The 19,579-nt window shown below is 45.2% G+C and carries 16 protein-coding genes; 10 read left to right on the forward strand and 6 right to left on the reverse strand.

Annotated features, from left to right (window positions below):
- From RIE73_RS37700 to RIE73_RS37720, 5 genes are all read left to right on the forward strand, one after another.
- Positions 1-937 (forward strand): eCIS core domain-containing protein (locus RIE73_RS37700; RefSeq protein ID WP_446406049.1); only part of this gene is annotated, 937 nt, incomplete at its 5' end.
- 265 nt (positions 938-1,202) lie between these two features.
- Positions 1,203-1,787 (forward strand): hypothetical protein, encoded by a 585-nt coding sequence (locus RIE73_RS37705; RefSeq protein ID WP_446406050.1) that lies wholly within the window; start codon positions 1,203-1,205, stop codon positions 1,785-1,787.
- Positions 1,788-2,092: 305 nt separating this feature from the next.
- The gene (locus RIE73_RS37710) at positions 2,093-2,467 is read left to right on the forward strand and encodes a nucleotidyltransferase family protein (protein ID WP_446406051.1); all 375 of its coding nucleotides are present in this window, start codon (positions 2,093-2,095) and stop codon (positions 2,465-2,467) included.
- Positions 2,468-2,578: 111 nt separating this feature from the next.
- Positions 2,579-2,941 (forward strand): ribonuclease toxin HepT-like protein, encoded by a 363-nt coding sequence (locus RIE73_RS37715; protein WP_446406052.1) that lies wholly within the window; start codon positions 2,579-2,581, stop codon positions 2,939-2,941.
- Between the two features lie 25 nt (positions 2,942-2,966).
- A complete protein-coding gene (locus RIE73_RS37720) occupies positions 2,967-3,416 on the forward strand; it encodes a DUF6843 domain-containing protein (protein ID WP_446406053.1) in 450 nt (149 codons plus the stop codon).
- Positions 3,417-3,441: 25 nt separating this feature from the next.
- On the opposite strand, the gene RIE73_RS37725 is transcribed toward RIE73_RS37720, so the two are convergent.
- Positions 3,442-5,529, reverse strand: a complete 2,088-nt coding sequence (locus tag RIE73_RS37725) for an acylase (protein WP_446406054.1) — start codon at positions 5,527-5,529, stop codon at positions 3,442-3,444.
- A 198-nt stretch (positions 5,530-5,727) separates the two neighbouring features.
- Here RIE73_RS37725 and RIE73_RS37730 point away from each other — a divergent pair, with 198 nt between their 5' ends.
- Positions 5,728-6,516: an SDR family NAD(P)-dependent oxidoreductase gene (locus tag RIE73_RS37730; protein ID WP_446406055.1), complete on the forward strand. Its 789-nt coding sequence runs from the start codon at positions 5,728-5,730 to the stop codon at positions 6,514-6,516.
- 122 nt (positions 6,517-6,638) lie between these two features.
- The gene (locus RIE73_RS37735; protein ID WP_446406056.1) at positions 6,639-9,035 is read left to right on the forward strand and encodes a pentapeptide repeat-containing protein; all 2,397 of its coding nucleotides are present in this window, start codon (positions 6,639-6,641) and stop codon (positions 9,033-9,035) included.
- Between the two features lie 296 nt (positions 9,036-9,331).
- On the opposite strand, the gene RIE73_RS37740 is transcribed toward RIE73_RS37735, so the two are convergent.
- A complete protein-coding gene (locus RIE73_RS37740; RefSeq protein WP_446379186.1) occupies positions 9,332-9,523 on the reverse strand; it encodes a hypothetical protein in 192 nt (63 codons plus the stop codon).
- Between the two features lie 887 nt (positions 9,524-10,410).
- On the opposite strand from RIE73_RS37740, the gene RIE73_RS37745 reads away from it, so the two are divergent.
- Positions 10,411-11,637, forward strand: a complete 1,227-nt coding sequence (locus RIE73_RS37745) for a glutaredoxin family protein (RefSeq protein ID WP_446406057.1) — start codon at positions 10,411-10,413, stop codon at positions 11,635-11,637.
- A 270-nt stretch (positions 11,638-11,907) separates the two neighbouring features.
- Here the strand turns inward: RIE73_RS37745 and RIE73_RS37750 are convergent, their stop codons facing one another.
- Positions 11,908-12,096, reverse strand: a complete 189-nt coding sequence (locus tag RIE73_RS37750; protein WP_446406058.1) for a hypothetical protein — start codon at positions 12,094-12,096, stop codon at positions 11,908-11,910.
- A gap of 241 nt (positions 12,097-12,337) precedes the next feature.
- Positions 12,338-12,994, reverse strand: a complete 657-nt coding sequence (locus RIE73_RS37755) for an HAD-IB family phosphatase (protein WP_446406059.1) — start codon at positions 12,992-12,994, stop codon at positions 12,338-12,340.
- A 749-nt stretch (positions 12,995-13,743) separates the two neighbouring features.
- On the opposite strand from RIE73_RS37755, the gene RIE73_RS37760 reads away from it, so the two are divergent.
- Positions 13,744-14,088: a hypothetical protein gene (locus RIE73_RS37760; protein WP_446406060.1), complete on the forward strand. Its 345-nt coding sequence runs from the start codon at positions 13,744-13,746 to the stop codon at positions 14,086-14,088.
- 117 nt (positions 14,089-14,205) lie between these two features.
- Here RIE73_RS37760 and RIE73_RS37765 read toward each other — a convergent pair whose 3' ends face one another.
- On the reverse strand, positions 14,206-14,868 hold the full coding sequence (locus RIE73_RS37765) for a class I SAM-dependent methyltransferase (protein WP_446406061.1): 663 nt from the start codon (positions 14,866-14,868) through the stop codon (positions 14,206-14,208).
- A 196-nt stretch (positions 14,869-15,064) separates the two neighbouring features.
- Positions 15,065-15,823 carry a PEP-CTERM sorting domain-containing protein gene (locus RIE73_RS37770; RefSeq protein WP_446406062.1) on the reverse strand — a complete coding sequence of 253 codons (759 nt, stop codon included), beginning with the start codon at positions 15,821-15,823 and terminating at the stop codon, positions 15,065-15,067.
- 153 nt (positions 15,824-15,976) lie between these two features.
- Between RIE73_RS37770 and RIE73_RS37775 the strand changes: the two genes are divergently transcribed.
- Complete coding sequence (locus RIE73_RS37775) at positions 15,977-19,231, forward strand: protein kinase domain-containing protein (RefSeq protein ID WP_446406063.1); 3,255 nt, start codon at positions 15,977-15,979, stop codon at positions 19,229-19,231.
- The last annotated feature ends 348 nt before the right edge of the window (positions 19,232-19,579 follow it).

A 19,579-nucleotide genomic window follows, 5' to 3' on the forward strand; every position in this document is an offset into this window, starting at 1 on the left:
GGATTTAGAGAGTCGTGTGTATGCGTCTAAGGGGGGAGGTTCTCCCATATACGAGGACGTGAAAGGATTTATGGAACCGCGCTTTGGGGCTGATTTTAGTGGGGTGCGGGTGCATACGGGTGGTGAAGCGGTGCAGATGAACCGGGAGTTGGGCGCTCAGGCGTTTACTCATGGGAGTGATGTTTATTTTGGGGCAGGGAAGTCACCTGGGAATAATGAGTTGACGGCGCATGAGTTGACTCATGTAGTGCAGCAGATGGGGGCTGTTCAGGCGAAGTCTATCAGTAACCAACTACAAAGCAAGTACGACAAGGAAGTTCTACAACCGATAGGGGATGAAGGTTACCGGATTGCAGTTGCACCAGAATTAGAAGTTGAATCTGAGCACCTTGAACGTGAAGCTGATGTAGTTGCTGAACATGTTATCCAGTCAAGTGACCAAGCACCGCCTGCTACCAGGATTCAAAATTTAAGCAAGAGTCACAGGGTTAGTCCTGCCATTCAACGGATGAGAGTTCCGCTACCTAGATCAATACCATTATGTGGTCGGAATTTAACTCACATTGATATTGAAGCACCTCGATCCCGTGATCTTCAACCATGCTTACCTCCTGGGGTTCCAGTTACTCGTATAAATATCGTTGGTCGGCAAGTATCCAGCGCTACTACTGGAAAAGGTAGACAAGTATTTAATCTGCACGTTGGTTATTATAAAGATCCAGCGACAGGTAGATTTTGTGGGATTGTAGATGACTCACAAGAATGTATTGCGCCACGCTGTAAGTCGTTGGGATGTTTTCCAACTAGGCAAGAGGTTATAGATGCAATAAAGGATTTCCTCATATCAGTTTTACAGTTCCTAGGTTCTGTCCTTTACGTGATCATAGCGATTATTCTTGGCTTACTATTGAGGCGACCAATACCAGCTCCTATTTAATTCTTTGACTAAGAAATCCGAATATTTTCTTCCAGCCCTAATATCATGTCCGGTTGAATACCCATAATTAGGGTGAGGAGGAGATGGGGAGAAGTTTTTATTATGGGTGATTTGCAGGACATGATATAACAAGTAATCCGCTCGTAAACAGCTTTTGTAAAAACTGAAATTACACATTGATTTAATGTTGGCTATATCCTGGCAAAATCGTCAATTTTGCTGGCTGGAAGTGAAACAAGAAAGGAAATAGAGGAGATATGCTCCTATGCGCTATCTGATCGACGAACGAAACCTAGAACTAGATACATCTCTGGCTGTTTACAGAACGGCTCTCACTTGGGCGGCTGCTCGGAGTGAACATTTCATCTTAAGTTTGCAGTCTGGGGTTTACAACAACCCAGAGGATGAAGCACGGCTTCGTGCCTTGGGGAACGTAACAACTATTCCTATCGCCAGGGCTACAGATTCAGAAAACCTCCTTTTCCAAGAAGTTGTCAAATTCTTTGGTGTATTAACAGACACGCTCCAAATCCGCGTGAAAGATAGACCTACACAAGTAGTTCAAGTACGAGGAACACCAGACGATGCATTTGTGCGAGAGCTAACCCGCAAAGAAGCACCGGAAAAGGCAATCTCTGGAGATCTGTGTCCGGCTGAAGATGTGGAATTGTTCTTAGGTGAACGCCGCCTCTATAGCTTGTATGACTACGGACGTACTCAGATTCTTGATCTGATTGATGAAGAGCTTGAGAGCATCCATCAAACTTTTACACGAGCTGGTCTTGACCCATCATACTTGATATCAACACCACCATACGTTGAGCCTGACCTTCGCCCTGAACAAGAGTAACATTAATTCATAGCCCACCCTACTGGGCTGGCAAGCTTAAAGTTGTGGGTAAAATTTTTCTGGATTGCTACTCTCATAAGGGTTCCTTGAAAATACTTGACCACCGTTTTGTTTTAATCATCGCCTATATCAGTAAATCAGCTACGATCAATAAAATAGTGTTTGTGCGATCGCACTATACCTCTTCCCCCTTTCTTGGGATGAATCCATATCTCGAAACCCCCCAGCTATCGTCATAATGAAAGAGTCGGCTAGTTATCGCGATCGCAGATGCCCTCAACTTCTTAATCAAACCCCCGCTTCTCATGCCTATAGTGGACACAAAAACCCGTGAACAGATTGTAAAGAGAGTGCTAACCGCCCGTAAAAATAGGGCTGAGTTTTTGCTCCAGATGAAAAAACTCCAGCAGCAAGGCTGGCAAGTAGCACGCCAAGCTGCTGCTACCCTAAAGAAGGAATTTGGCGCAAATCGCGTTGTTTTATTTGGTTCAATGCTTGATCACCAGCACATGACCTGGCATTCTGATATAGACCTTGCCGTTTGGGGCATTGAAACAAACTATTATCTACGGGCTGGGACAGTGGCTGAAAGAGGACACCATTTCTCTATTGACCTGATAGATGCTGAGTCATCACCTCCCCATATCCAAGCCGCTATTCAGCAAGGGATAGAACTGTGACGATGACTATATTGGTTCAGCGCATTGAGCAGGAATTAGCACAAGGCGAAAGAGGCAGTCACTCAAACTCAACGACTGATCAACAAACTTCCCCAAACTCAAGACAAGGATATGCAAAACGCACTCATCGCGGCTATTGCGCTGAATATGCAAAGCTATTATACGGGAGCAGAGCGTATCTTCGATGAAATCGCTAAAGAAATAGGTGGAGACGTGCCAACAGGTGCAGATTGGCATCGGCAAGTATTGGAACAACTGTCTGTAGAGATCCCGACGGTTCGCCAAGCTGTACTTTCAGAGACAATATTAATTGACTTGGACGAATTCCGACGCTTTCGCCACGTTGTCAGAAGTAACTATGCTCATAATCTCAATCCTGATCTAGTCATACAATTATCAGAAAAATTAGCGATTTGTAGCCAGAACTTGATGCAAGATATTCAGGTTTTTATGAGAGGTATGGGACTACACTGAACTGACTTGCGATCGCGTCTAGATTATGATGTGTCTATTCTTAATTCTACTGTTAACCATGGGATGTGAGGTGCAAAAAGCTGAACCTGATATACAAACAGCCAAACCCGAAATTCATCTCATTCCAGAGGGATTTGTGGGTCATGTCAGTTTATACTTTGACACACCAGATGGAGCGCCCAAAAAATGGGAAGGTAATGCTCGTCTGTATACCATTCCCTCTAATGGGCAATTTCGCACCCGCTTTTCTCCTAATCTTGGGATTCGTCCGCCTAATTCTATGCAGTTTTATTATGTTGATTCTCAGGGAAATCGTACTCTTATTCCCTCCCGCAAAGCTGAAAATCTATCACCAGAAACTGTAGTGGTCAGTAATGTTTATGTCATTGATCAAGAACTCCACTACTTCATCGATCGCTTAGATCGAATTGATACGTATAAAAATCCTGCAATCGACGAGGGCGAAAGACAATAGCAATAAATTGATGGTGCCATTGACCCTAAAAAACCGTCCGCGATCGCAAATTTGCTTCGATATCCTGACGAGTCCGCCAAACTGATCGCAATTCCTTCCTTGCATATAAGGGTAACTGATCTCCAATATGCCCAGAACCCGGTTGTGTGGCATTGCCATAAACCGTGAGTACCCTTGCCTTAATCGGATCAGAAAACTCGATCGCGGCAATATAACTATCCCCAGCCACCGATTTAAACGTTGTCTCATCCATCGGGGCGAAATTAATCACCTGGAAACTGCCTAACTCCCCAGAAGCGCCACTTCCGGGTAAATCCACGTCCCCATACTGCAATCGCGCCCTCTCACCCCAAGGGATATCTAACCTGCCATACCCTGATTTAACCCTAGCGGCGGCTTCTGCTAACACCTTCACCGCCGCCACCGGATCTGCCAAACTATCGGGGGTAGTTAGGGGCGATTGGGGATTCCAACCTGTAGCAAACTGATTGCTACTTGGCATTAATTGTACCCAAGTGGCAAACAAAACCGTCCCCCGACTGTCTGCATTTGCCCGTCGATCCCAGTTGGCTAACACATTCGCGGCTTCATTGGCTAATTCGTCCCCTGACTGTCGCGTTGCAGCAATTAAGTCATCGAGTATCCGATCTGCCAATTCTAGACGCGAGGAGAATTTCCGGGCAATCATCTCCTCAAAACTAATTGGATTCTCCCCCATCAACATTTTTGCCGATCGCTGGGCGCGAAAATTCATCGATTGGGGTGCCATGTAGGGCGGATAATCATCAGGATTAATGGCTTGGGGGAATGTAGTTGTCCAAGGTGGATCATTGGCATTTTGTAACCAACCCGTTTTTGGATCAAGGATGCGAGGTAACTCTGAATAGGGATGATACCTTGTCCATAAGGTTTCAGAGGTATCGCCGGGAACCACACCTTGCCAATACTGCCAATCTCCCTGAGAACGCACGGGTACTTGACCGTTAAAGATATGCAAAATATGCCCATCTCGGTCAGCATAGAGGATGGTGAACATGGGCAGTTGCAAACGGGCGACGGCTGTCTCAAACTCTTGGCGATTACGCGATCGCACCATATCCCACAACTGTGCCATTAACTGAGGTTGGTCTAACCCCACCACCCGCAACGCGATCGCATTCCCCTCCTGCTGCGTAACCACAGGACCATGAATCGACCGCCGAATCACCAATTCCTGTTCCGCTAATGTTCCATTTTCCTGCTTTACCTTTAGAGTTTGGGTTTCGCTTGCAAAGGAACGAACTTGCCCATCAAATTCATACCCCCCATCCGCCAAAGTAAGTTCATAAGCCGTCCAACCCCGATGAGTATTAACTGTGGCTGTCCAACCCAACTGATCATTAAACCCAATGGATAACATCGGCATTCCCACCAACGCCGCCCCATACGCATCAATCCCTGGGGCGGTTAACTGGGCTTCGTACCAGAGGTAAAAATCTGACCAGGGTAAGTGGGGATTCGCCAGTAGGATCGCATTCCCACTCGCCGAATGAGACGGTGCGATCGCCCATCCATTAGAACCCGCTTGAGACCCTCCCGATTGCAACGATTCCAAGCGCTGGGGATTCACCACAAAATTAAAATGAGTCACCCGCTGTAAATGTGCCAACACATCCACCCCATCCACGGGCAACACCACCTTGACCTTATCGTCAATTTGGTCATCATGTTCGGCAGCATACCGATTAATCCCCGCCGCAAAGCTATCCAGATAACGCCGCATGCTTAGATCTTGCGCCTCATACCATTCCTGCGCCCTGGTGGGAATGCCCATGGTGCGGACATACTTATCCGAGTCCAAATAATCTTGACCCCAATACTCGGCTGCCTTACCCCGTGCCTGTCCATATAACCTGAGAATAAGATTGCCATGACTCGCCGCTTGCGCCCAACCAAACGCCTGGAATAGATTCTCGGTAGTATTGCCGTAAACATGCGGTACGCCCCAGGTATCCCAAAGAATCTCAGTTTGATTGTCTCCAGTCACTGGACGGTGAATTCCCCAGGCTACAGTAAAAATAACCGTCAGCACTATTACGAGCAAAACTGAAAATCTTCTGTTCAATCGGGACATTCGCCATTAAAATAAACGTCGATATTTTTGTACGACTATAAATTATAGACTTTATTTATTTAATTAACCACAATGAGTTGTAAACTCTTCCTTGAGGCTAAGTTCCTGCTTTGATGTACCATTTTAGGGGCAATGCGTTAAACTAGACATTAGGTTAAGAATGGTAACCCAAACATCTCTAAAAAGAATAGAACATTAATGTCCACTGCTTTAATTACTGGAGCGTCGGCAGGGCTGGGGGCGGCATTTGCTCAGGAACTCGCCAAACGGTCAACCGATTTAGTTCTTGTGGCTCGTTCCCAAGACAAACTACAGCAACTTGCCCAAGACTTACAAGCCACCTATGGGATTCAAGTCGAGGTTATCCCCCAAGATCTTACCGCACCTGATGCCGTCCCACACGTTTTTGAAATAGTCAATCAGAAAAATATTTCCATCGATTTACTGATTAATAATGCTGGGTTTGGCGACTACGGTGCCTTTAGTCAGACGTCTCGGCGTAAACAGCTAGAGATGATTCAGCTTAATATTCTGGCGTTGGTAGACTTGAGTCATCACGTTCTCCCCCAGATGCAAAAGCGAGGTTCTGGAAGTATTATTAACCTCTCCTCAATTGCTGGGTTTCAACCACTTCCTTATCTGTCAATCTATTCAGCAACTAAAGCCTTTGTTCTTAGTTTCAGCGAGGCGCTTTGGGCAGAAAATCAGCACACGGGTGTTAAAATTCTGGCAGCTTGTCCAGGACCAACGGAAACGAACTTTTTCACCACGGCGAATTTTGCCGAATATGCTCCTGAGAGTTTAAAACAGCAACAAACTGATTCCCCGGAGGTAGTGGTGCAGGACATTCTCCGGGCTCTAGATGCTGATGATTGTACTGTAGTAACCGGGCAGTGGCAGAATAATTTTATTGTTAATCTGCCGAGATTCTTTCCCAGAAAAACTATTGTACAACTTGTTGAGCAGCAATTTCGTCCTCAAAAATAAAGAAACAGGGAACAGGGAACAGGGAACAGGTAGCGATCGCGGCTCTCAATACGATAAGCTAACAGCATAGTCGGTTAACGCCTGATCTATCTCGACGCACAGACCTCATCGGAATCAGGGAAATGAGCAGCTATCCAAACTTTGACCGCTACGGCTATCAGGTTCAACGGGAGTTAGGGCAAAATTGTACTGGAGGTCGTGTCACGTATTTGGCAACAAATACTAAAACCCAGCTTCCTGTCGTAATTAAACAGTTTCAGTTTGCTCAGATTGGCTCGAACTGGGCTGAGTACGATAGGTATCAGTCAGAAATTAAAATCTTACAAAAACTTAATCATCCCCACATTCCTCGCTACCTTGATGCCTTTGACATGCCGAGTGGCTTTTGCTTAGTCCAAGAATACAAAAACGCACCTTCCCTTGCCCAGCCACGTTACTTTAATCCACAGGAAATCAAACAGATTGCTGTTGCTGTATTAGAAGTTTTAGTGTACTTACAACAGCAAAGTCCGCCCATCATTCATCGGGATATTAAACCAGAAAACATTCTCGTTGACCGTTCTCAGGGCTTTCAGGTGTATTTAGTCGATTTTGGTTTTGCCCGTTTGGCAGATAAGGATTTAGCCGTCAGCAGCGTCATTAAAGGTACACTTGGGTTTATGCCACCAGAGCAGCTATTTAATCGGGTGTTAACTGAAGCGTCTGATTTATATAGCTTGGGGGCAACTTTGGTTTGCTTGTTAACCAAAACTAAATCCACCGAAGTTGGTAACTTAATTGATGATAATGCTCGTTTAGATTTGAAGTCGTTATCATCAACGCTGAATCCCCAGTTTCAGAAATGGCTGAAAAAAATGACGGCTGCTAACGTGAAACAACGTTATGCTAATGCCAGAGAAGCCCTAGAAGCCTTGAAGGTAATTGACGTAACTGATACAAAAGCGAAACAGCGAAAGGTTATCGTCGGTTTTATTGGTCTAGGCATTTTGGCGTCTTTGAGTATAATTTTGCTGATTTCCAGGAATGAGAAGGTGACTAAAATTGAATCGACTACAGTCAGCCCTCAACTTAAGAGAGAGGAAACCAGAACTATTAAAATCTGTGAGGAAATTAAACAGATAGAAGCTGACGAAAGCGAGTTTGAGCGTTTGCTAACCACTCGTGAATGTCGAGGTTGTTATTTCCTGGGTTCTGTCTTGAATAAATTCAAGGGAATTAACTTGAAAGGTTCCAACTTGGAAGGAGCTAAGTTGCCAGATGCTGATCTAGAGAACGCTAACTTGGAAAATGCTAACCTCCAATGTGCTGAACTAATGGGGAACCTAGAGAGGGTTGACTTAGAAGGTGCCAATCTGGAGCAGGCGATTATCGGGGGTAATCTTAGGGCAGCTGACCTGAGAAATACTAACTTAAGCAGGGCTAATTTAAGAAATGCGGAACTCAGTAATGCCAACCTGAAGAGAGCTAACTTGGTAGGAGCCGATTTGGAAGGTACTGATCTCAGCAGTACCAACCTTGAACGAGCCAATCTGGAAGGTGCTGATCTAGAGTATGCTAACCTTTGGGGAGCTAAGCTCTGGGGTGTCAATCTGAAACGAACTAAGCTGAATCGTGCCAAGTTGGATCGTGTCAACCTAAATGGTGTCAACCTGGAGGGCGCTGACTTGCGGGAAACTGGGCTGAATAGTACTCGACTGGAACGAGCGAATCTCCAAAACGCTGACTTGGAAGGTGCTGATTTGAAGAATGCTAATCTCAAGAATGCCAATCTCAAGAATGCCGATCTCAAGGATGCATTAATCACAGGAGCGAATTTCCAGGGAGCAACGATGCCGGATGGTAGCCAAAGTGGGAAAGCTGGCACATCTCCACAGATAGAAACGCCTCAAAAGACTGTCAATGTTGATCGAGCTTCACAGTTTAGAACTCCTGAAGATGTCCTCAAAAGTTTGCTGCAATCCAAAGAATGTCCGGGCTGCGACTTGAGCGGTATCAATTTAGAGAAGGCTGACTTGGTAGGAGCTAACCTGGAAGGAGCCAAGCTGATACAGACTAACCTAAGAGCAGCTAACCTTGAGGATGCTAACTTGGTGCGTGCCTACATGATTGTTGCTAACTTGCAAAATGCCAACCTCAGTGGTGCTGAGTTAGTCGCTGCTAGCTTAGGAGATGCTAACCTGGAAGGTGCTAACCTGGGAAATGCTAGCTTGGGGAGCGCCAACCTGCGAAGTGCCAGCTTGAATGGTGCTAACCTGTGGCGTGCTAATCTGTGGAGTGCTAACTTGGTAGGTGTCAACCTAAAAGATGCTAACTTGATCAGAGCCAACCTGAGCGGTGCTAATCTGGGAAATGCTAATTTGGGTGGTGCTAATTTGGAGCGTGCCAGCCTCAAAAATGCTAACCTTGGGAACGCCAATCTCAAGAATGCTAACTTGAAGGATGCTAATCTCGAAGGAGCTAACCTAAAAGGGGCTGAGCTAGAACATGCAATTATGCCTGATGGGACAAAACATAAATAAAACGAATTAGAATAAATTATTGTGAAATAAGCTGTTCGGCATTTCAACCTTAATTAATGTCAATAATGACTCTCATCCTTGTAGTGCGAGCATCTTGCTCGCTACTAATACCCAATTTAAACCCATGACAGCTTAGAATTTAAAATAACTAATCAATGACAAAGGTGCAACCCAGTTCAGGCTGCACCCTTGAAGCGGTCTATATAAATCGAGGGGTCTGAAAACGTATTAATCGAGGTAATCAAGGCATTATGACCAATTCGTCACTCCTCTGCTGCTATAGGAGCAGTTGAGGCTTAATAGTTCGCCACTGATGTAATTTCGTCTCCTAACAGGGGTCCGTACAGATTGGAAGCACCCGTTTCGTGACTATTCCAGTTGCCTTGGATAAAGTAGATTCCATCATGGCTGGAAGCCGCGATTTTTCCCGTGTGACCTTTCAAAGACCCTTTGGTGATTTGCACGAGTTCATGCTGCTTGTAAACCATTGTGATGCCTCCGTTTCAAATTGATTCAAAAAATTAACTTTTCTTACTTATACAGCATTTTGGCAAATGTGATACACCATCGGCAACAATCTTTCGGAAGATTTTGGCAAATTTTCAATTTTACAATGCTTTACAAGTAAGCGAATCTCTCGAAACCGTTGGTATTCCTGGGATCTGAACGATGGGCATCCAGCCGGATAAGGCAGAGAGCAGAGGGTAGAGGGCAGAAGATTCCCAGGAAAATGAACCCAAGTCATGCCTAGGGGTGACTTCATCGGATTGGGTCTACACCATTGATCCCTTGCCGGAAATACAGCTTTGGGATCAATGGCACTGAAAAGCGTGCATTTGGCGCTTGCTCCCCTTGCTATGCCGTAGTGGGCTGGCAAGCTTAAAGTTGTGGGTAAAATTTTTCTGGATTGCTACTCTCATAAGGGTTTCACGAAATACTTGACCACTGTTTTAACCTTGCCGAGCCAGTAGGGTGGGCATTGCCCACCAGCCTGACAAGAGTATGCCATTTGCCTGATCGAGAGCAGGGGAACAAGGACAAGACACCCTAGTTTTTTAAACGTGGGTTCATAGCCTTAAAACATCATGCCCATCCTGTCAAGATAGAACTATTACGTCTTTTTTCTAAGGGCAGATCCTCGCCCGGTGATGGATTTACAGTAGAAGTATCGTCTCCTAAATTTCTCCTCATGGAAAAAGGACGCTAAAAAATGATGGTTAAATCTTACCGCAGACTGCTCCTGTCCTTTATCATCATGGTTGGTCTGGTATTCGTGACTTCCCTCCAGTCCGTTGCCCAGGCTAGTGATGATCTAGTTGATGTCTATTTCTTCCACAGCAAAACCTGCCCCCATTGCCTCAAGCAAAAGCCCTTAATGACTTATATCGATCAACACAATAAAAATGTTGAGGTGACGTCCCTTGAGGTTAACGACAATCCCAGGGAATGGCAGGAATTTCGAGAAGCCAGGGGCATCTCATCCGGCGCTGTCCCCAGGACTGTGGTTGGGGATAAAATGTTCATTGGCTATAGTGAAGCCGAAGGACCCTTGGAATACAATTCGGTTCATCAAGCGTATATCGGCTACAAAAACCAAATTATTGCAGCGATAGAAACAGCCGTCGGAGATCCAATCAATTTACCCACAACGGCTCAACAGCAACAAATTCAAACCAGCCCCCCGTGGCAGGTCTTTTTAATCCCGTTCTGGTATCTGTGTAGTTATCCGTTTTTGCAAAAAGCCCTTGAGAAACGACAAGCTAAACGCTATTGGATTGGCGGGTTACTGGCAATAACGATCATCAGTCTATTTGTGTTTCTTGCCCTCACCCCTGATGCTGTAATTAAAACCTTTGCCCAAGGGCTTCCCTTCCCCCTATTTGTCTCTACCATTGCCCTTGCTGATGGCTTTAACCCCTGTGCGTTTACGGTTTTAGTCATTCTGCTGTCGTTACTCACCTATACCCGCAGTCGCAAGGATATGACCTTGGTGGGGACAACCTTTATTATCACGTCAGCGGTGATGTATTTTATCTTTATCATGCTGATGGTCTTGGTAGGTAGAGTCTTTCTGGAAAAGTATGGCACTCTATTTATGCTGATTCTGGGAATTCTGATTACTGGGGCAGGTTTGATCAATATCAAGGATTATTTTTGGTTCAAAAAATCTATCTCCTTATCCCTCTCAGAAAAACAACAGTCAACGATCAATAAACGAGCGGGAACGATTGTCAGAAACCTGAGAAATTCTCAAGGCGATCGCAAGATGTTTCTGGCGGCATTAGCGGGGACGGTTCTATTAGCCATCTTTGTTAATATTGTCGAACTGGGTTGTACAGCGATTCTGCCTGCGGTTTACATGACGACGCTGCTACAGTACTGCTCCGATGAAATTGGCTTGTGTCATCTCTCGTGGACAGCTTTGTATGCGGCGATTTACATTATGCCGCTGTTGGCTATTTTAGGCAACTTTATCTATTCGTTTAAGTCCACTCGACTCACGGAAAACCAAGGGAGAGTACTGAAACTGGTTGGCGGACTGTTTATGCTGTTCTTTGGTCTGGCGATGATATTTAAACCCCAGTTACTAACCCTTGGCTAATCACACTGATTAAGTAGTCGGACTTTCATTAAAGTTAATGGTTGAGATTAGGCAACAGGCAACAGGCAACAGGCAACAGAATTTATGTCCAGGTACTTACACGGAGGCGTTAGTTTTCGCTTGCAAAGGATGAAAAGATGATTGTGGGGGATTATTTCGTTCTCTGTGTGAGCATCTTACTGGCTACTAATACCCAATTTACATGCACAACAGCTTAAAGGGGGACTTTTTTCTTATCCCCCTGTTTTCATTGGTTTGAGTGAAGTCAATTTAATAGGCTAAGGGTGAAATTTCGTCGCCAAGAAGGGGTCCATATAGGTGGGATGAACCGATGTTTTGATTGGTTAAGTCTCGGGTAATAAAATAGCTACCTTCATGGCTACAAGATGCGATTTTTCCTGTATGACCTTTGAGAGAACCTTTGATGATTTTGACGCGATCGTTTTGTTGGTAGACCATGATGCTACTCGCACTTTTATTTTTTTAGTAAACCATTTCATCATACAAATATTATTTTTTAAATTCGATGAAGTTGAACTGGCTTTTCAATAAAGTTTTGGCAAAGTTTATCTTACAAAACTTTACAGTTTGAGACTGAACTTTCTCTCCCCCTATTTTCTGAGAAGGGCGGGTTTAGTCAAGTTATCGGTTTGTGCCAAAATGTTATCGGTAAAACCCGCCCCTACAGCCCTACTATTCTTTAGGTTTTTCCCCAAAGCTGGGATAGCTGTTGACGCACATCAAAAAAGTCATTCCAGGGTAGGTAGGGCTTTTGGCGTTCATCGAGATACTGGCTGAGGCGATCGCGGGCGAAGACGACAGAGGCGTGCAATGCCATGTTAAAATCCGTTACCGAATCCCCGATCGCAATCTGTTCGTCTGCTGGGTGTTGTGCCATCACCTGAACTTTGGTAACCAATTCGCTATCCCCCTCAAACTCGGACAATGGCTGGAGATAGTCGCCACTCGTATCCAGATCTACAGCATAAACCGCCGCCACTCGGTCTAGCAGCGACGTTTCTCCCCGCTTTTCTCGACCCAACACCGTCTCCACCATACCGCGCAATCCCCCGGAAACCACCACAAACGGTACGCTGTGATCGTCCAGAAAATCGAGTAATTCCACTAAACCGGGGCGAATCGGTTTAGATTGGGTATAGGTGAGGATATCTGGATATCGAGAGGACGGAATTGATTCTAGGACGCGGCGCACCCCTTCCCGTAGGGTTAGCCGTTTGGCGTAAAGTTCGGGCATCACTTGGGCAGATACCTCAGGCGCAAAATCCTTTAACATCCCAGCAAAGGTTTCTACTGCGGTAATCGTACCGTCGAAGTCACAAAAGACAACTCGCTGCATTCGAGATCAGAGGTTAGGTTGAGTTGGCACAACGAACGATGGTATATTCGCCATCGCACTTGCTTGATTATGCCCCATAAAATGTCTCTGAGCAAAGAATAGATCAGGTATTTTTAAATTTTCGGATAAATTGATAAAAATTATCCGGCTACAACCTATAAATTAATGAACGATGGAATAGACCTACGTTAAACAAAAGCCTTCAGAAGTCGATGTTCCTCGTTTGTGATAGTCTCCGCTCTCTTATACAGGTCAAGATCTGGTATTTTCGTTCAGGTTATTATTCTCTAAGTAATTTATACTTTGGAGTGATTCAAGCTAGCGATAACTTTGTAGATTTTATCTTCATGGACAAGAAATCAAGGGCGTAGCTTGCTCCTTTGTGAGGTTGACAACAGCTCAATGTTACTATAAGTATAATAACTCCTTGACAGGAGCGTTCGTCTCCCCTGCAATAGGTGAGAGTCATAAAATTACAATGTTTCATCCATAAACTTGCATTGAATCAAATCATTGATATGACCAATAGTTATTGGGTTATGATTGAGTCAGGATATAGCGGTTCGCGATTCGGTGAGGTACACTCCGCTCACAGGAAAAGGATGAGAGAGAAGGGACAAGGGATAAATTTATGTATTTCATCATAACCAGCGAAGCAGAACCGCGATCGCTATAGAAATCTAGTCCAAAGCGATTAGCTTGCATCAGGGGGTATGTACCACGTACAATTGTCAACTAATGCTAAAGGAATGACTCTAAACTATCCCATCATTGAAACCCAACTCAGACTGATTAGAGCTTTACAGCGCGGATATGCTGAAGCCCTAGAAGCTGGAGATTGGCAGGCGGCGGAGTATCGTTGCGCCCATTTACATCGGTTGTGTGAAGGGTTACATCATCTAAGTTATTTGCTGGATCGAGGCAATGCCTTATCCAGCTTGGCACCCCAAAATCAAAATAATTGGGTGGGAACTATTCGGGGTAGCAATCCGATGCACGCTTTAAATCAGTCCTCAGAGACGAATGAAAAGCCCCTTTCATCACGCCCCCTACCCCCTGAACCACCGCCTATTGATGAAGTGTGGAATCAGTAAATGCTGCAACTGTAGAGACGTAGCAGGCTACGTCTAAAACTCGGTTGGGGCGGGTTTAGTCAAGATATCGGCTAATGACTAAAGGTTATCAGTCAAACCCGCCCCTACACTTGATTTTCACGTTTCCATTGTAGGCGGTTTTTTACCAATCAAAAGCGCCAGTTCTAGCCATTTCCAGTAACAATCGACATCAGTATAACCGATTTCTCGTAGCCATTTCAGTTGAGTTTCTACATCTAATAATTTATTCGAGGGATCATCGGGTTTGTCAGCAATCCCCATACAAGCACGGAAATGTTCATGGAGTGCTGGTGTGGGAGAGGCAACGTGTTCTAAGTTACAAAAAATACCACCGGGTTCTAGCAGGTTAAAGAGTTCCGCATAGAGGGAATGCTTGCGTTCATCAGTTAGGTGATGAATCGCAAAGCTAGAAACGATCGCGTCAAATGTACCTAACTCGGGCAAGGGATAATCTAAATCATGTGCCCTGATTTTTACCGTCTCATCCCCAGCAAAGCGCTGTTTGGCAGCATCAAGCATCGTGGGTGAAAAATCGATCGCGATACTTTCGGCATGAGGGCGATCTATTTTCAGAAGTGCCAGCAGGCGTCCATCGCCAGTGCCTAAGTCGAGGATACGTTTGACCGTTTTAGGAACTTCTTCTAAGACAACGGCTTCACCTTCACTGCGATGGGGTAACTTATCAGATCGCTCTAAATAAGATAGCGCATGATCAGCCGATGTCCAGAGATTGGTTATTCGTCCTTCGTCATTCGTCATTTGTCATTTGTTTATGTAGGGGTTCTCGCATTTGGGGAACTATCTTATGATACTTGTCCCAAATAGTTTACCCAAATGCTTTGCCCAACTCCGATGATGTCGTTTATAGATAAAAAGGATCAAATCGGGGCGGGTTTAGTCATATCTGGGTGAGGTCAGAAATGATAATCGTGAAACCCGCCCCTACAGAAAATGGTTACGTACTTTTATAACGGCTATATAATTTTACGGCAAATGCACCCAAACTCAAAAGTCCCAGCGCCGCGAGACTACTCGGTTCAGGAACAGGGGTTGTGTTCAAACTGAGGGTGTTGATGGCGAAGGCGCGATCTGACTCAGACGTGCTATAAATGACGCGCTTGATGTTCGGTTTGTCGCTGAGTATACCCAGAAACGCGGCTGAATTATCCAACTCTAACGACGATGTTCCAGGTACTGAGAAACTGCCGAGTAATGTATCCTCAGAATCAAAGGCAGTGACATAAGCGGTGAAGGAAAACGTATCGTCTACAGCAATCTGAGTTCCAGCGCCTTTGACAGGGGTATCAAACGTAATGGTTAATGGACCTGAATTGCCAGGAGAGGGAAAAAGACCTGGATTAAAGCCTGTAAACAGGAGAAAATCGCCGGGAGTAAAATTGGTGGGGATGCCATTGGGTAGGGGTAAGGTTTGAAATACGAATGGCTGTGTAATGCCTGGTGTAGGCGGTGGGATTTGGACATTTAGCCCTAACCCCACCTCCGAGGTGGCGTCAAAGGTACTCGGTAAGACAGCCTGAGGAAAGACTTTGCCTAAACTCGACCATTCAACAGAGTCATTCCCGTTTAAGGCTGTGCGTTGATTGACTAAGGTGATGGCTTGAACCGATGTGGGTAGGGTGGTAAGGGTTGTGGTTAATACGACTCCGGCAGCCGTGAAGCCGTTGACTGAAAAACCTAGGGATTGGATGTTCATTTTTCTTAATATGATGCGTGGAAAAGGCAGCGGAATGTTAAGAAAATCTTGTTGGCGTTACGATTGAGACGGAACGTGCTTTTTCGAGGGGCTATGGCAAAATTATATCACTTGTGCCGTCAGTAAAACCTGCTGAGAGTCTACACAAATCTTATGATTGGAACACGACTACGGGGGCGCTATGAAATTATCCAACCTTTGGGACGTGGGGGGTTTGGCGAAACCTACCTGGCACGCGATCGCGATTTACCCGGATATCCTTATTGTGTGGTTAAGCAACTGAAGCCGCAGGTGGCGAATCCCTCTATGTTAGAGGCGTCTCGCCGCCTATTTGATACTGAGGCACGGGTTTTGTATCAATTGGGGAATCATGACCAAATTCCTCAGCTTTTAGCCCATTTTGAAGATAATCAGCAATTTTATTTAGTTCAAGAACATATTGAAGGGGATGATTTACGTCACGAGTTAGCGGCTGGACGCCGATTGGATCAGATGCAGGCGATTCAGTTAGTCTGGGATATCTTAGAAATCTTAAACATTGTTCATCAACATCAGGTGATTCATCGGGATATTAAACCCTCTAATTTAATTCGACGGGCAGCGGATGGCAAGATTATTTTAATTGATTTTGGTACGGTTAAACAGGTGACTACGGCAACAAGTTCCCCAACAGAGGTGACGATTGCTATTGGTACACCCGGTTATATGCCGCCCGAACAATGTGCGGGAAAACCGCGTTTTAGTAGCGATATTCATGCGGTGGGAATGTTGGGGATTCAAGCCTTAACTGGGGTATTACCCCATCACTTGCCAACTGATCCGAAAACCGGTGAGATACTGTGGCGAGATCAGGTAGCCGAAGCTTCATTATTTCATAACATTTTAGCGAAAATGGTGTGTCAAGATATCCGCGATCGCTATGACAATGTGAGAGAGGTATTAGACGCGATCGCCGCCTTACCCTCTAGTGCGACAATCCCCTTACCGAGTCAACCTTTACCTCGTCCCATGAGAACTGTAAACAGTTTACCGTCTCAGCTTCAGACTCAGCGCACCCTAGCCGCGATCGCGTTTACCGATGGCGTAGGTTTTAGCGCCAGAATGTCGGCGGATGAAGAACATACTCTAGACTTAATTCACCGGGATTTAGAGTTAATGCGGCGATTGTGTCAGCAGTTTTCTGGACAGACGATTAAGTCTACTGGGGATGGCTTATTGATGTATTTTCCCAGTGCGGTTCTGGCGGTAGATTGTGCGATTGAAATTCAGAAATCCTTGGCTCAAGCTGCCCAAACTTTATCGGAGAATGACATTATTTTACATCGGATTGGCATTCACTTAGGCGATGTCTTTGTCAGTGAAGGCGATGTCATGGGCAATGGGGTGAATATTGCTGCCCGTTTAGAAGGGAAGGCACAACCGGGAGGAATTTGTATTTCTCAGATTGTGTATGATTTGGTCAAAAACCATTTACAGTTACCGACTACATTTTTAGGGAATTTGTCGTTAAAAAATATTACCGACCCTGTACCGAGTTATTTAATTCAACCTGTATCCTCAGAAAATAGAACCTATTCACCCACACATTCTCCGTCCAAACCCAAACTGAAACAAACTCGCCAGGATGTACAGTTTCGCCACATATTACTCAATAAAGTGAGAAACTATTGGATCAAAGGGGTATTAGAAACCTCATTGCATGGTCGCGTCTTAATTGAACTAGGCTTAGAAGAACGCCTCGATTTAGTCGAACGCCCTTGGGAATTGGTTTGGGAGGGTTCCGGGGAATTCCAGCAAACCCTATTACCGGGAATCAAAGTCAGTGAGAAGTTTCTGGCGATGGGGGAGGGGCGATCGCTCTTGATTTTAGGGGAACCGGGAAGTGGTAAAACGACGACGCTTTTAGAATTAACCCGCGATCTATTGGATCAGGCGGATGTTGATAGTAATCATCCGATTCCTGTGGTCTTTAATTTATCCTCTTGGACGGGGGGAAAACAAACCATTGCTGACTGGTTAGTTAACGAACTGCATACCAAATATCAAGTATCGAAAGATATTGGTCAAACCTGGATTGATTCGGGAGAACTGTTGCTTTTATTGGATGGGTTAGACGAAGTAAGTATTACATTAAGAGAGGCTTGTGTCACCGCCATCAATCAATTTAGTAGCGAACATGGCACAACTGAACTCGTGGTTTGTAGTCGAATTCGCGATTATCAAGCCCTACAGCAGCGTCTAAATTTACAAGCCGCGATTTGTCTGCAACCGCTTACTTTAGCCCAAATTGATCGCTATTTGAATAGCGCTGGGACGCAACTTACAGTAGTGCGCCAAGTTCTGCGATCGGATAGCACCTTACAAGACTTAGCCCAATCCCCGTTAATGTTAAGTATTATCACCCTAGCGTATCAGGGAATATCCCTAGATGAGTTACCGCAAAGGAGTGGTTTAGACGACTGGCGGAAGCATTTATTTGATCGGTACATTCAGCGGATGTTTAAGCGCAGGCGGGGTCAAGGAAAATATAGTCAAGAGCAGGTAATTAACGGGTTAAGTTGGTTGGCAAAACGGATGCATCAAGACTCAGAAACCGTATTTTTAATTGAGCGATTGCAGCCGAGTTGGTTAGACACTAAAGCGCAAAAATGGCTGTATTCTCTAGGAGTTGGCTTAATCGGTGGATTAATTATGGGGTTAGGTGGGGGACTGAATGTCGAGCTTATGTTTTGGCGGGAAATTACTCTATTGGCAGGATTAATTATGGGACTCGGCGGCGGGTTAATGGCGGGGTTAATTGTCGCGTTGGTTATGAATCAGATTGAACCCGTGGAAACGTTGAAATGGTCATGGGGAAAAGCAAAACGGAATCTATTACCGGGATTGCGAATTGGGTTAACCGTAGGATTGATATTTGGTTTTACCAGTGGACTCATTTTCTGGCTGATTACGCCGAGTCAGGAGGCGATTATTGAGGGGCTAACGTATGGATTGAGTGGTATAGGAACGGGATTAATTTTCGTCTTATTGCGTGGATTAACCGGAGGCGGAATTGAGACAAGTACAGTTCCCAATCAAGGGATATGGCAATCGGCACAAAATACCTTAATTTTTGCTTTAATTGGGGTGGTTGCTATGGTGGGTTTGGCGCAAATCGTGGGGCTGCCGATTTTATTTGGTGCGGTGATTGGATTGCTGTTTGGGTTGTTTTCGCCTGCGGGGATTGCGTGTATTCAGCATTTTACGTTGCGGTTAGTGCTTTATTTTAGTGGTTGTATTCCCTGGAACTATGCGCGATTTCTGGATTATGCGACGCAGCAGATTTTTTTACAGAAGGTAGGAGGCGGGTATATTTTTATTCACCGATTGTTATTGGAACATTTTGCTCAGATGGAGCGAAAAATGTAATGGAAAGAGACAGCGAATTGAGCAATCAGCCCTCACCCCCAACCCCTCTCCCACGCTTGGGAGAGGGGAGCTTTATTCCCCCCGTGCAAAAAAAAGCGAAGCATCCTTTGGTCTCCCCCTTTTTAAGGGGGACGGAAGGGGGATCTAAAAAAGGGGGGCTAGGGGGGATAGAGTAGGGTGGGTTAGGCGGAATTAAATCCAGGAAACAACCATTTAATGGGATATCCGCCGTAACCCACCAACAATGAACACCTTACACCATTAAAGTCTTGAATTTCGTTAGGTTTCCTGCGTCAATCCAACCGATAACCTAAACTTAAGGAAACAACCCGATAATTTGATATCCAC

Origin of the sequence: Coleofasciculus sp. C1-SOL-03 (assembly GCF_040220555.1) — a bacterium.
Lineage (GTDB): Bacteria > Cyanobacteriota > Cyanobacteriia > Cyanobacteriales > Coleofasciculaceae > Coleofasciculus.

Coding starts and splice junctions, on each gene's coding strand:
- RIE73_RS37705 (WP_446406050.1), top strand. CDS start 1,203: ATGCGCTATCTGATCGACGAACGAAACCTAGAACTAGATACATCTCTG.
- RIE73_RS37710 (WP_446406051.1), top strand. CDS start 2,093: ATGCCTATAGTGGACACAAAAACCCGTGAACAGATTGTAAAGAGAGTG.
- RIE73_RS37715 (WP_446406052.1), top strand. CDS start 2,579: ATGCAAAACGCACTCATCGCGGCTATTGCGCTGAATATGCAAAGCTAT.
- RIE73_RS37720 (WP_446406053.1), top strand. CDS start 2,967: ATGATGTGTCTATTCTTAATTCTACTGTTAACCATGGGATGTGAGGTG.
- RIE73_RS37725 (WP_446406054.1), bottom strand. CDS start 5,529: ATGTCCCGATTGAACAGAAGATTTTCAGTTTTGCTCGTAATAGTGCTG.
- RIE73_RS37730 (WP_446406055.1), top strand. CDS start 5,728: ATGTCCACTGCTTTAATTACTGGAGCGTCGGCAGGGCTGGGGGCGGCA.
- RIE73_RS37735 (WP_446406056.1), top strand. CDS start 6,639: ATGAGCAGCTATCCAAACTTTGACCGCTACGGCTATCAGGTTCAACGG.
- RIE73_RS37740 (WP_446379186.1), bottom strand. CDS start 9,523: ATGGTTTACAAGCAGCATGAACTCGTGCAAATCACCAAAGGGTCTTTG.
- RIE73_RS37745 (WP_446406057.1), top strand. CDS start 10,411: ATGACTTATATCGATCAACACAATAAAAATGTTGAGGTGACGTCCCTT.
- RIE73_RS37750 (WP_446406058.1), bottom strand. CDS start 12,096: ATGGTCTACCAACAAAACGATCGCGTCAAAATCATCAAAGGTTCTCTC.
- RIE73_RS37755 (WP_446406059.1), bottom strand. CDS start 12,994: ATGCAGCGAGTTGTCTTTTGTGACTTCGACGGTACGATTACCGCAGTA.
- RIE73_RS37760 (WP_446406060.1), top strand. CDS start 13,744: ATGACTCTAAACTATCCCATCATTGAAACCCAACTCAGACTGATTAGA.
- RIE73_RS37765 (WP_446406061.1), bottom strand. CDS start 14,868: ATGACGAATGACGAAGGACGAATAACCAATCTCTGGACATCGGCTGAT.
- RIE73_RS37770 (WP_446406062.1), bottom strand. CDS start 15,823: ATGAACATCCAATCCCTAGGTTTTTCAGTCAACGGCTTCACGGCTGCC.
- RIE73_RS37775 (WP_446406063.1), top strand. CDS start 15,977: ATGATTGGAACACGACTACGGGGGCGCTATGAAATTATCCAACCTTTG.